Raw genomic sequence first — 15,909 nt, 5'->3', positions numbered from 1 at the left:
ATAGTAATAATTATATAGTATGTTTATCTAAAATACATATCAGTTTTAGACAAATATTGTGTGAAAATATATATTACATATTAAAATATTGGAGATTAATGTTTATGAACTGTAAAAAAATTTTATTGATATGTTTAATATTATGTCTTGCGTTCACAATATCTGCTGTTTCAGCTATTGATGCAGATGGAATGGACACAAATAAGACATTATCAGCATCGACGGACGATGTTGTGCAGGAAAGTGATGGTTCACTATCGCTTTCGGTTTCAAATGATGCCGATGTTTTGGCTGATGCAACTGGAAATGGTGGATCATTTTCGGATTTACAAACTTTAATTAACTCAAATACGGGCACTATTACATTGACTGGTAATTATACCTATGGTGGATCTGATACTGGTAATGCTGGTATTTCCATCAAAAATGACATTACTATTGTGGGTCAGGGTAATATTGTCATTGATGCAAAAGAAAAGTCAAGGATATTTAATATTGATAAATCAACTGTGACTTTAAAAGGCATTACATTAGCTAACGGTAAAACTAGTGCTAACGGTGGAGCTATTACTTCAAACTCTGCATTAACTATTGAATATTGTAATGTTGTTAATAATACTGCGGCATCAGGTGGTGCTATTTATTCCAGTACAGGTGATGTTATAATGAATCACTCCAGTTTCTATAATAATAATGCAATTTCAACTGAGGGTAGAACTGGTGGTGGAGTCATTTACAAATCTAATTCTAAAGCTAAGTTGATTTTTGATGACTGTGAGGTTTATAGTAATTCGGCACAAGTAACTGGGGGTGCAATTTGTATTTATGGATCAGAAGTTTTAATCAACAATTCTTATTTCCATAACAATTATGCTATAAGTCATGGTGGAGATTTCTTTGGTGAAAATCAGAATACATACAGTTTTACAGCTTATAATTCCAGTTTCGATTCTTCAAAAACTACTAAAGGTTATGGGGGATCTCTTTATTTCAACACTGGTTTTAAAGGTGTCGCAACTATTAACATAGACAGGTGTAATTTCACTAATGATTATGCTTTGTATGGTGGTGGAGCGATTCGTTTCATGGAAAACTGTGAATGGGTGTATGTCTATAATTGTCAATTTATTAATTGTACAACTACTAATGAAGGGGGAGCGATTTCCCAAAATAAGGCAGGTTATAATTTCAAGTTTGTAAATTTAACTTGCATCAACTGTACTCAAACTGGAGGTCCTTCTACTCTTGGTGGAGGTGCAATAACTTTTGTATGTATTTACACTTCACTTGTGATGGATAATATTAAGTTCATTAATTGTTCTGCGGGCGCTCGCGGTGGAGGATTAATGTATTTGGTTTCAGGAGATAGTCAATATGTTACTGATAATGCCTATTATAAAGACTTATACTTCGTAAACTGTACTAGTAGCGGTTATGGTGGTGGTGCTTTTGCCACATCAATGGTTTCTAATACTCATCCTACTGTATTTGCTAATGCAACTATAGTTAACTGTTCTATGCTAGGAACCTACAATATTGGTGGTGGGGGTGCAATTTATTGGTCTGACCCTTATGGTACTTTAGATAATATCACCATCATTAATTCATCATCTACTTATAATGGTGGTGCTATCTATATGACTGGTTCACAAACCACTTTAAAAAATATTAATATAACAAACACAAGTTCATCTACTTATGGTGGTGCAATATATGTTGGCGCTACAAATTGTAATATTGTCAATGTGAATGTTACTAATTCTAAGGCTATTGATGGTGGTGCCATATATTTAGATGCAAACTATCAGAGTCTTACTAAATGTACTATTAATAATGCTTCTGCTGAAAGATATGGTGGTGGAATATATGTTGGAAACAGTTTATACATCTATCTGAATAATATTACTTTTAATGATTCTCATGCATATAATGGTGGTGCATTGTATTATGGTGGTAGTGTAGGTGCATTAATGTGGATGGATAACTGTACATTCACAAACAATAATGCGTCTCATAATGGTGGTGCAATATATTATATTGTAGATAATGACGGCAGCACTAAAAAAGTAAGCCGTGATTACAATAACTTTGACGGAACAGGTATTGTTAGTGGTGGCAGAACTACTGTAAATATGGTTGGAAGTGACGGATCTACATATGCAAAACGTATTTCCAATTCATATTTCAAAAACAACAATGATTATATACTGAATGTATCTGCTATGCCTGATCAATCTACAATAATGGGTATAGTGAATGTATCAAGTCCTAATGATCCGAACAGGAATTCATACAGGCTTGTTGTAAATGTAACAAAAGATGATAAACTTGCTACACAGCTGATTTTAAGCACAACAGAAAATTTCACTGCCTATTTCAACAATGTATTTAAAAAATTCATTATAGGTATCAGGAATAATCTGACAAGAGATACTTCTTATAATGTAACTGTCGGTTTTGAAGACAGCGAATATCTCTATAAGGAAGCTACTGCAAACTTTACAACCATTAACAAAATTGATAAAGGGGATTTCCATATTCTGCAGGAGTTAATTAACAATGCTATCAGTGAGGCTCAATCAGCAGGCAAGCCTGCAGTGCTTAATCTACCAAGGTCCTTTGAATTCATGTCAATGGAAGATTATGAGCCTTTATATGGAACTGAATGGATTGCTGATGATTACTGTATGAATATTACTTCACCGATTACAATAAACGGTAACGGATATTCTATCAGTGCACTTGGATATTCAAGAATATTCAACATTACTGGTAATGATGTTGTCTTAAATAATGTTAACCTGCTTTACGGTAATGCAAGCGGTAGGTATAATGATACTGTAAATAAAGGTGGAGCTATTTTCTGGGCTGGTGTAAACGGTATTATCAATGCTTCTACAATAGCATATAATAATGCTGAATATGGTGCCGGAATTTATCTTAATCTCACAGCATTAAACTCTAAAATTGCAAATTCCACATTCATCAGGAATAATGCAACTAAAAATGGTGGTGCTATAGACTGTAATGCTCCTGAAATGAATTTGACAAACACAAGATTTGAAAGCAACTATGCGGATGTTGGTGCTGCTTTATGCAGAGAAGAATCTGCTACAGGAGGTTTCGGTAACAACAATGTCTTTGTCTCAAATAAGGCAGTTCGTTACGGTGCAGCTCTTGCATGGATGAAATCACAAAAAATCAACATTAATCATTATACATTCATTGACAACACTGCAGGCATCAGTGGAGGTGCAATCTATGTGGGTGCGGACAGTGGAAACTGTGTGGTAAATAACTCCTACTTTGAAGGAAACAATGTCACTGACTTTAATGACGGTCACGGTGGTGCTATTGAATGGTATGCAGATAATGGTTTGGTATTGAATTCCACATTCATCAATAATAATGCATTCAATGGTGGTGCAATATTTGTAGGTGATGAATCCAAGGAAATTAACATCACTGATTCAAATTTCACTGAAAACAATGCTTATAAAAATGGTGGAGCAATAAACATCGAAGGGTCCAAAGTAACTCTTAACAACACCAGATTTGACAATAACACCGCCGCTTTTAATGGTGGTGCAGTATATATGGGTGGTGTAGGTGTAACCAACTCCATTTATTCATCAGTATTTGACGGAAACAACGCTACAGGTTATGGGGGTGCTATAGACTGGAGAGCATCTGCTGGTCATATTGCTGATTCCAACTTTACAAACAACTTTGCAGATTACGGTGGAGCAATATATCTCAATGGTATTTCAAGTAAAAGTAATATTACCAACGTAATATTCAGATACAACAACGCTACTCATAACGGTGGTGCTATTGACTGTAATGCAACCGGTATGAATCTTACCTACACTTTATTTGAATATAACTATGCAGGTGAGTACGGTGCTGCTTTATGCAGAGAATCAAACGCTACCGGCGGTCATGGTCATCACAATGTATTCAACTATAACCATGCAGAGATTGCCGGTGCGGCTCTTGCCTGGATGAACGTGTCAAACATTAACATCAATTATTACAACTTCACAGGAAACACTGCACATAAGAGCGGCGGTGCAATCTATGCAAGCGTTGGCAGTGACAATTTCACAATCAACAACTGTAATTTTGAAGGAAATAATGTAACCAACACTACCGGAGGTCACGGTGCTGCAGTAGATATCTCTTCCGATAACAACACAATTAAAAATTCCAATTTCACAAATAATAATGCGTTTTATGGCGGTGCACTATTTGTAGGAAGTACTTCCGGTAATACAAACATTACCAATTCCATTTTCACAAGAAACAATGCGGACATTGATGGAGGTGCAATCAACCTGCAGTCTTCTGGAGTGACCTTGAATCAAACACACTTTTATGAAAACACCGCTCAGCGTAACGGTGGAGCATTGTATGTAGGTGGTGAAGGTACTACTAATGTGATTTATAACTCTTTATTCGATGATAATGATGCTGAAAATAACGGTGGAGCTGTCTATTGGAGAGCATATGCTGGTCATGTCGCCTACACCAATTTCACTTCAAATGATGCTGTAAATGGAGGTGCAATATATCTAAACGGCGTTTCCAGTAACACAAACATTACTCATGTAATATTTAAATACAACAATGCTACCAAAAACGGTGGTGCTATAGACTGTAATGCAACTAGAATGAACCTGACTTACACATTATTCGAGTCCAACTACGCAGGTGAATACGGTGCTGCTTTATGCAGAGAAGTAGATGCTACAAGCGGTTTCGGTGAATATAACAATTTCACTTCAAATCACGCAGGCATTGCAGGTGCAGCTCTTGCATGGATGAATGTGAAAAACATTAATATTAATCATTATATCTTTACAGACAACACTGCTGATAGAATGGGCGGTGCAATCTATGCAAGCCGAGGCAGTGACAATTTCACAATAAACAATTCTGACTTTAAGGGAAACAACATCACCAACGGTACTGACGGTTATGGTGGTGCAATATTCTCAGATTCAAGCAACAATACAATTAAGAATTCCAATTTCACAAACAACAATGCATTCTATGGTGGTGCTGTTTACGTTGATGGTGATTCAGGTCACACAAACATTACAAATGTTACATTTGATAGAAACAATGCTGCTGTTGACGGGGGTGCAATCAATTTAATTGCTTCAGGTGTAAGATTAAACGATACCAGATTCTACAACAACACTGCTCAGCGCAACGGTGGTGCTGTTTATGTCGGCGGTGACGGTACAACCAATGTGGTCTATAATTCAGGATTTGTGGACAACAAGGCAAACAGTCACGGTGGAGCTATTGACTGGAGAGCATCTGCCGGAGAAGTAATGAACACCAATTTCCTTAGAAACTCTGCTGAATACGGTGGAGCAATATATCTTAATGGTGTTTCAACAGGAAGTAAGATATCTCATGTATACTTTGGTCAAAACACCGCTACCAAAAACGGTGGAGCTATTGACTGTAACGCTACATTAATGAACTTGACACACACTAAATTTGTCTCCAACAGAGCGGATGAATACGGTGCTGCATTATGTAGGGAATCTCAGGCTACTGGAGGATTTGGTGTAAACAACACATTCGACAAAAACCACGCAGGAATTTCAGGTGCTGCTCTTGCATGGCTGGATGTGGATAATATCAAAATCAACAACTACACATTCACAAACAACACTGCTGACTACAGCGGTGGAGCAATATATGTAAGTGCAGGAAGTGACAACTGTAAGGTCTACAACTCAACATTTGAGGACAACTATATCTCCAATGCTATTGATGGCCGTGGAGGAGCTATTGACTGGGTTGGAAACAATGGTAGAGTGGAAAACACAACATTCAAAAGATGCATTTCCGTAAATGCTGGAGGAATATATGTGGGAGATGAATCTCACAACATGTATATTCAGAATGTATCATTCACCTCATGTGAATCACTAACCAATGGTGGTGCAATTGTTATAGATGGAAACAATGTAACTATAGTCAATTCAAACTTCACATCTTCCGTTGCACGTGACAATGGTGGTGCAATTGCAGGATTAAGCTCAGACAACGGTAATATTACAAACTGTACATTTAAATATAATGTTGTTGGAGGTCATATTGACCCTCAGGGTAACATTTACGGTGAAGGTGGAGCAATCTACTGGGAAAACTCCAAAAACCTGACAATGTACAACAATACCTTTGAAACAAATGCTGCCCGTTTGTCCGGTGGTTCAATATCTGCAAACAATGTCAGTGATTCTGTAATAGACAAAATGAGAACCCACGACGAAACTGCATTTACTGACGGTGGATCCATTGCATGGATTAATTCCGATAATGTAACAATCAAAAACGGGTTTTATAACGATTCAGGTTCAAACTATAAAGGAGGAACACTTTACTTTGAAAATGTCAATGCTACAGTTAAAGATACAATAATTAACAGTACATGGGCTTCATGGGGTAAAGGTGGAGCAATTTATGTAGCAGGAAACGTTACAATAGACAAAGTTTCCTTCAATGACACTCACTCAGATGAGGATAATGCTACTGCAATTTACTTTGAATCAGGAATATCTTCAGTTTCCAATTCCAATTTCACAGGTTCATATAATTCAATTGGAATTCAAAGGGGAGCTAATGTAACATTGACTAAAAACAACCTGACTGCTTCAGATCCAAACAAATCCATGATGTACATTAAGGAAAACACAACCTATGCTGCAAGTCTTGTGAAATATGCAGTATGGAATGAAGGTGACCTCTACCTTGATCAAAACAATTTTGATTATGTAATCTTCAACAACGGTACAATCTGGACCAAAACAACTACTAAAATGTTAAACAACGGTTCATATGAGGTTGACTGGAATGAAACATTTGTGTTCTTTGCAAACATTACAGATGATAATCTAAACACTATTATTTCAGTAAAATCTCTAAAAGCAACCAATGATGTTTATCAGGATGTGGGTGCGTTCTACCTGCTTCCATTCAATGCAGATGAAATTCGCTGCATTTATCAGGGAGTATTCCATTTAAAACCTGTTGATGAAGGATTAAAACAGAACACTTTATTCAATGGTACTTTAAAAGTTAAAATGCCTGTAAATTTAACTGTTGATGCTGTTGTGGACATTACTAAGGAGGGTATTTTGGTAAATGCTACATTGCAACCTGTTGTAAAAAGTAATTTCACTATCAAAAATCAGAATGTAACCTTTAATATTTATGACCTTCATGGAAATCTGATTAAGGGCGGATTTAATGCTACTATAACAAACATAAATGAAAACACATTAGCAAGCAACGGAGTTACATTCATAACATGGACTCTTGCAAATGTCAGCAAGGAAATCAGAGAAAGGCTGATGGCCGGAACTTACAGATTGGCTGCAAGATATGGCGGTGATGATGTACACAAAGCTGCTGAAAACTTCACTACATTCACTATTAACTTACGTCTCCCATATCTTGAGCTGCTTGTTGAAAACATATACTGGGGTCAGAATGCAACTGTTATAGTAAATACAAACGCTACCGATCAGGTATTGCTTTTCATAAACGGTAAGACCAGATGGGTGGATATTGTTAATGGTCGTGCTGAATATAATGAAACTGGTCTTGAACCTGGAAACTACTCTGTTGTTGTAACTTATCCTGGTGACGGCGGTAGATACTTCTCTTCATTCGGTACCGGAAAACCATTCGAAGTATATAAACTGAATACTACAATCGATACAACTCCAACAACTCCGATAACTGTAGATGATTTGGAAATAATTACTGTTGAGGTAAATCATACTGCAGGCGGTTTTGCTAAAGTAACAATTAACGGTAAAGATTATTACGCAATTGTTGAAAGCGGTATTGCAACATTTGAAATTCCTGATTTGGCTAAAGGTGAATATGTTGACATTCCTGTAACATTCCTGGGTGACAATCACTTTAAGCAAAATTCTACAAAAACAAGATTTGTTGTAGGTGCAACTGATGACTATACTATAACAGTGCATGCAGACAACATAACTTATGGTCAAAATGCCACTATTTACATAAGCCTACCTACATCAGTTAGTGAAAACTTGACTGTTTTCATCAACAATGACAAATATGAAAATGTGACTGTCGTAAATGGAATGGCCAATTTAACAGTGCCTAATTTACCAGTTGGAATATACACAGTAAACGTAACCTATCCTGGAGACAATGTATATACTCCAAAAGACAAAAACGGAACAGTATTCAAAGTTACAAAATCAGATTCATATCTAATCAATGTAACTGCAATCGATGTAAAGGTTGATGAAAACACAACAATTACAGTCCACGTTCCAAAAGATGCAACTGGTAATGTAACCATTTGGGTAAACGGAACCAAAAAAGTCAACTCAACTATTGTTGATGGTGTTGTAACATTTACTTTGAATAAAACCGAAGCCGGAAAATATGAAGTAAACGCTACATTAAGTGATGCAAACTATGCAAACCAGACTGCATACACAAACTATTATGTAAGCAAATATGAAACTCCTATTGACATTTCAGTTGCTCCGGTTAAAGTTGGCGATCAGGTAGAAATCACAGTAACAGTTCCTAAAGGTGTCCTGAACAATGTATCTATTGAAATTGCAGGTAAATCATACAACAAGACAGTTGATGCAAACGGAAAAGCAGTATTTACAGTGCCTTCATTAGTCAACACTACAAGAACAGTCGTTGCAACTTATGATGGGGACAGAAAATACATGTTCAACTCAACAACTGCCAATTTCACTATAAACAAACGTGTTTCTCACTTGGATGTAACTGCTGCCGGAAATAGTGTTGGAAATAACGCTACAATCACTGTTCAGGCTGAAACAAATGCTACAGGATATGTAAACGTTGACATTAACGGCACTGTTTATTCAATTGCTTTGAATTCCACTGGTGGAGCTAAACTCAATGTAACTGGTCTTGGAAACGGTACATATTACGTCCATGCAACTTACGTCGGTGATGATCAGTACCTGCCAAGCAATAACAATGATAAAACCTTTGAAATGACAAAATCCGATGTTGGTTTAACAATCGATGTTTCAAGCATTGATTACGGTCAAAAAGCTAATATCACTGTTACTGTAAGTCAAGGTGACGCTACAGGATTTATTACAATAGGAATTAATGAAACAAGAAACATTACTTTACCGGTAGGCAACGGTAAAGTCAGCTGGATTGTTGACGGCCTTGCAGCGGATAACTACACAGTTTATGCAAACTACTCCGGTGACGGCAAATACAACATTAACAATGATGACAACATTAAAGAAACATTTGAAGTACGTCAAATCGCTCCTGTAATCGAGATTGTCAAAGTCATCTCTGAAGCTGGAGACAATGCAACCGTAATTGTCAGAATTGACCCAAGAACTACTGAAACAATCAATGTAAAGGTTGATAAAGATTATATTAAGGAAATCGGAAGTGGAGTAATCGTAATAACTACTGACAAACTGGCTAACGGTACTTACACTGTTAATGCAAGTTATAAAGGTGATAAAAACTTCACCAAAGCATCAGTTACACAAACATTCACTACCAACAAGACTTCCGGTTATGAATTAAACATTACTGCAGGTGACATTAAAGTCGGTGATTTAACAGATATTGTCGTAAATGTCCCTGGTGATGCTGAAGGTATTGTAATTGTTGAAATTGAAGGTAAAAACTACACTGCTGCTATTAAAGACGGTAAAGCAGTATTCAATAATCAAACTAATTTACCTGCAGGCAAATACAACATTACTGCTTACTTCGGAAATGACAAATACGCTAACAGAACTGCTACAGGCGTATTCTACATTAACAAGTTCGATGCTCCAATATCTATTGATGTTGATGATATCAAAGTAGGTGATGTTGCCTACATTAATGTAACTGCTCCTAGCGGGGATGTAACTATTGAAATCAACGGCAAATCATATGATAAGGTCAAATACGAAAATGGTGTTGCTTACTTTGAAGTTCCTGACCTGGCTTACGGCAACAAGACTATAACTGCAATCTTCAGCGGTACTGACAGTTATGTAGCTAATGCAACTACAGATAACTTCACTGTATCCAAACGTGTTTCATCAGTAAATGTCACAGCTAAACCAGCTACAGTCGGCAGCGACTTAGAAATCAATGTAACAATTCCTGAAAATGCAACAGGTTATGTAATCGTAAGTATTGGCGGAAACAACTACACAGTAAATACAACAGACGGTAACGGAACATTAATCGTTAAAGGCCTTGAAAAAGGAAGCTATCCTATTGATGTAACCTATCTTGGTGATGAACAATATCTCTCCAACATCAACTCTACTGATGTTGTAATCAGCCAGCTGCCTTCCTTAATTAATGTGACTGTTGAGGATATTACATTTGGTGATGTTGCTATAGTAAATATTACCGTATTGGATGATGCAACAGGATCTGTAACTGTTAAAGTAAATGAAACTGAAGTAACCGTTGGAATTGTTGGCGGTAAGGCAATTGCGGTTATTCCTAACCTGAAAGTCGGAAACTACTCTGTTGATGTAACATATAACGGCAATGCCAAATACATGCCAAATACAAACAGAACCACTTTCGAAGTTAAAAAGGTCAACATGACTGAAGCTGACATTACTGTTGTTGATCAAGGAAACGGTACTGTTGTAGTAATTGTTCCTGGAAATGCTACAGGAAATGTAACAATCTATGTAAACGGAACAAACTACACTGCTAATGTAACCAACGGCACAGCCGTAATCATACTTGAAAACGTAACTCCTGGAGAACACAATATCACTGTAGTCTATTCCGGTGACGGCAACTACACCAACATAACTACTAATGCTACTGTTGTCATTCCTAGATATGAAACTCCAATAGATGTCACAGCCGGAAACATATACGTCGGTGACACTGCAAACATTAAAGTTGAGCTTCCGGAAAATGCAACAGGCAGAATTACTATCGAAATCAATGGTAAAGTTTATGAACCTGTAAGCTTTGAAAATGGTGCAGCAGTCTTTGAAGTTCCGGGTCTAGCTTATGGCGATAAGACTGTTGCCGTTAAATATTATGGTGACGGTAACTACACAAGCAACTCCACAACCGCTAACTTCACTGTATCCAAACGTGTTTCATCAGTAAATGTTACTGCAGCTCCAGCAACAGTTGGAAGTGACTTAATAATCAATGTAACAATTCCTGAAAACGCAACCGGATATGTGGTCGTAAGCATAGGTGGTATTGACTTTGCTGTAAATACAACTGACGGAAACGGAACTTTAGTGCTTAAAGGATTTGAAAAAGGAGACTATCATATTGATGTAACCTATATTGGTGATGAGCAATACCTGCCTAACATCAACAGCACTGATGTAACTGTATCCAAACTTCCTTCAAGCGTAAACGTAACTGTTGAAGACATCGGTTCAGGTGTTGCAGTAATCACTGTTAAAGTATTGGATGATGCAACAGGTAACGTAACAATTAAAGTAAATGAAACTGAAGTAACAGTAGGTATTGTAGACGGAAAAGCTATTGCGGTTGTTCCTAACCTGGAAGTTGGAAACTATACTGTAAACGTAAACTATAATGGAGATAGAAAATACGATTCAAGCAGCAACGGCACAACTCTTGAAATCAAAAAGGTCAAAGTGGAATCTGATATGGTTGTAATTGACCAAGGAAACGGAACAGTTGTTGTTGTCATTGGAGACAACGCTACAGGTAACGTGACCATCAAAGTCGGTGAAAACGAATACAATGCCACTGTAATCAACGGCACTGCTGTTGTAAACATTGGAAACGAGACTCCGGGCATTCATGAAGTTGAAGTTATCTACTCCGGTGATGATGACCATAATTCAACCACTCAAAACGCTAACATTACTGTTCCTAAATACGACAGTGAAATGAACATTACTGTTGGTGAAGCTAAAGAGGGCGAACCGGTTACAATAACTGTTGAAGTGCCTCAAAACGCAACAGGCAATGTAACTGTTTACATTGACGGTAAGGAATATCCTGGAACCATAGATCAAGGTAAAGCTATTGTTACTGTTGACAGCTTAACTGCAGGCAACAAGACCGTAACAGTAGAATATCATGGTGATGACAACTACACAGCAAATTACACAATCGATACATTCTCAGTTGAACCTGCAAAAGTCATCTCAGATATTACTGTTGTTGATTTAGGAAACGGTACTGTTGTTGTGGTTGTTGGTGACAATGCTACTGGTAATGTGACAATTAAAGTCGGTGACCATGAATACAATGCTACTGTAATTAACGGTACAGCAACTGTGGAAATTGGTAATGAAACTCCGGGTATTCATGAGGTTGAAGTGATTTATTCCGGTGACGATACACATGCCAATGCCACTGAGAAAACAAACATTACATCTCCTAAGTATGATACTGAGATGAATGTCATAGTAGGTGAAGCTAAAGAAGGAGAACCTGTAATAATTACCGTTGAAGTGCCTGAAGGCGCAACCGGTGATGTGATTGTTCATGTTGGAGGTCAAAACTACACTGCAACTATTGACGCTGGTAAGGCTATTGTGCCTGTTGATAATATTTCTGCAGGCAATCATACAATTGCTGTTGAATATCTTGGTGATGACAACTATAAAGCCAATTATTCAATTTCAAATGTGTCAGTAGAACCTGCTAAGGTCATTCCTGATGTTAAAGTTATTGATCAGGGTAACGGTACTGTTGTTGTGGTTGTTGGTGACAATGCTACAGGTAATGTAACAATTAAAGTCGGTGATGATACATACAATGCTACTGTAATCAATGGTACTGCTGTTGTAACTTTAGAAAACGTTACTCCTGGAGCTCATGAAATTGAAGTTATTTATTCAGGTGATGATACCCACAATGCTACAAACACAACTGCTGAGATTGTCGCACCTAAATACGACACAGTCGTTGAAGTTGATGTAACTGCAGACAATCAGACTGCCACAATCACTGTCAAAGTTCCGGAAAATGCTACAGGCAATGTCACTGTTACTATTGACGGTCATGAATATCCTGGCACCATAAAGGACGGTCAGGCTGTAGTCACAGTTGACAATTTAACACCTGGCGATAAGACAGTAATAGTTGAATACTCCGGTGATGACAACTATGCTGCAAACTACACAATCGCTAACTTTACAATTGACGCTCCTAAAGTCGACCCAGACATAAAGGTCATAGACCAAGGAAATGGTACAATTGTAGTTGTCGTTGGAGACAATGCAACAGGTAATGTTACTGTAACTGTTGACGGTCAAAACTACACCTCTGAGGTAGTTAACGGAACTGCTGTTGTAACTTTAGATAACGTTACTCCTGGAACTCATGACATTGAAGTTATCTATTCAGGTGACGATACACATACCAATGCAACTGCAAATGCTACAATTGATGTTTCCAAACGAACAACTCCAATATCCATTGAAGTTGACAACATCAAAGTAGGAGATAAGGCAATCATCAAAGTCACAGTTGCAGACGATGCTGAAGGAAATGTCACAATTGAAATCGACGGCAGGAAATACACTGAAAATGTGGTCAATGGTGTTGCAACATTTGAAGTTGACGGTCTGATAGCAGGCAACAAATCAGTATTTGCAGTCTATAATGGTGATGAAAAATACGAAGAAAACTACACATCTGACCAATTTGATGTAGGTAAAGTTGACTCAAAACTAACAGTTTTAATCGATGATATTCATGTTGGTGAAAATGTCACAATCACCGTAACTGTTCCTGATGATGCAACAGGTCAGGTACTGATTGACATTGACGGTGTAGGATACTATGTAAATGTCACTGACGGCAGCGGAGTAATTGAAATTCCTCGTATGCCAAACGGAGAATACAACGTAACTTTAACATACACAGGTGATGACAAGTATCTCTCAAGCACAAACACATCAACATTCAAGGTATCAAAACTTGAATCATTCGTCATTCCTATTGCTGAGAATATCTATGTCGGTGACAATGAAAACATCAGACTGCTTGTGCCTGCCGATGCAACCGGAAATGTGACACTTGTCATTGACGGCGATGAATACAACTTCAACCTGAATGAAGGTTCATTGGGTGCTGTATATGTTGAAGGTGAAAAATACACTGTAGCTATCAGCGGCGGAAACGGTGAGCTTGTTATTTCAGGCCTTCCAAAAGGAGAATACACTGTAAGTGTAAGATACAATGGTGATGAAAAATACCTGCCGGCCACAAACACTACAATCTTTACAGTATCCAAACAGAACATTCCAATGGATGTTGTAGATCAAGGAAACGGAACAATTGTTGTAACTGTACCTGAAGATGCAACAGGAACCGTAACTGTTAAAGTCGACAATAAAACATACTCTGCTGAAGTTGTTGACGGTAAGGCCGTAATCACACTTGAAAACACAACTCCCGGCACACATGAAGTTAAAGTTGAATATTCAGGTGATGCCAACTATGCATCCAATTCCACTGATGCGACAGTGGACATTCCTAAATACGACACTCCAATAAGTGTTGAAGTACACGACATCAATGTAGGTGACACTGAAGTTGTAACAGTTACCGTACCTGAAGGCGCTACCGGAACTGTAACCATTGAAATAAATGGTGTAGAATACAATGAAAGCGTTTCAAACGGAAAAGCAATATTCCATGTTAAAGGTTTAGCATTCGGTGAGAAAACAGTTGCTGTTAAATACTCCGGTGACGATTCATACAATGAAAACTACACAACCGGGCAATTTACAGTTTCCAAAGTCGCTTCAACTATAAGCGCAACCGGAAAAGACATCAAGGTTGGAAAAGATGAAGTGATTTCCGTAACCGTTCCAAAAGATGCTACCGGCAGGGTACTGGTTGACATTGACGGTGTCGGATATTACGGAACAATAGTCAACGGCAAGGCCAAAGTAATCATTCCTGAACTTTATGCAGGCAAATACACTGCAAAAGTAATCTATGATGGTGATGAAAAGTACTTACCAAGCACTACAACCGTAAAATTCACAGTAAGCAAATCTCCTGCTCCAATCAGTGCATCAAGTGAAGATATCATGCAGGGTGAAGATGCTACTGTTATAGTTCATGTCCCTACTGATGCAACCGGATCTGTAACAATAACTGTCGACGGTAAAAAGTACACAACAGAAGTTGAAAACGGAAAGGCCATATTTGTAATTCCTGGACTCACCAAAGGTGACCATGATGTCACTGCGGTATACTCCGGTGATAAAAGATATGAGGCTAATGACACCAAAACCGACATTGAGGTTATATACAATGAATCTACAATAGATAAAAAAGAACCTGTTTCAGAGGATGGTGTAAGCTTAGCAAAATATCCGACTGGAAATCCATTATTACTAATGCTCTTTGCAGTAATAATTGTGGGTATGGCTAGGATTAGAAGATTTAAATAATCTTCTTTTCTTTATTTTTTATCTTAAATTTCTTACTGAAGTTACATTTCTATAATTTGCGTTTTTAACAATAAGTTTTTCAACACGTTTTGCAACTCTATCAACATCGTAGTCATTACTAATATGATCTACATTAATGTCTATATCATATACTATTGGTGTTTCTTCTTCCGTGGAAGAAGTACCCACATTTCTAATTCCTTTCATTACGTTAGAAAGAATGTCTTTTAAAGCTATGAAATTCTTTGTGTCAACCGCATTTAATACAAGTTCTGGCTTCGCGCGAGTACCATCAAGCCAAGCTGGACCAGTTTGAGTGGCAAGACCACCAGTTTTATAATAAGTGACCTCACCATTTTTTTTGCTTTTAACTCGCATGTTCGTAATATTTCCAAATAGTTTTTGTAATTCAGGTAAAATTGTTTCGCTGATTTTCTTTTTG

The 15,909-nt window shown here is 37.5% G+C and carries 2 protein-coding genes; one reads left to right on the top strand and one right to left on the bottom strand.

The genetic code is table 11. The features are described from left to right. The first annotated feature begins 104 nt into the window (after window positions 1-104). Window positions 105-15,467 (top strand): Ig-like domain repeat protein, encoded by a 15,363-nt coding sequence (locus tag ACKI2P_RS01115; protein ID WP_407374409.1) that lies wholly within the window; start codon window positions 105-107, stop codon window positions 15,465-15,467. A gap of 18 nt (window positions 15,468-15,485) precedes the next feature. On the opposite strand, the gene ACKI2P_RS01110 is transcribed toward ACKI2P_RS01115, so the two are convergent. Then, on the bottom strand, window positions 15,486-15,909 hold a 424-nt coding region (locus ACKI2P_RS01110), incomplete at its 5' end, for a hypothetical protein (protein WP_407374408.1).

This window comes from Methanobrevibacter sp., from assembly GCF_045541095.1.
Classification (GTDB): domain Archaea; phylum Methanobacteriota; class Methanobacteria; order Methanobacteriales; family Methanobacteriaceae; genus Methanocatella.
This window is presented reverse-complemented; position numbering and strand designations above follow the sequence as displayed.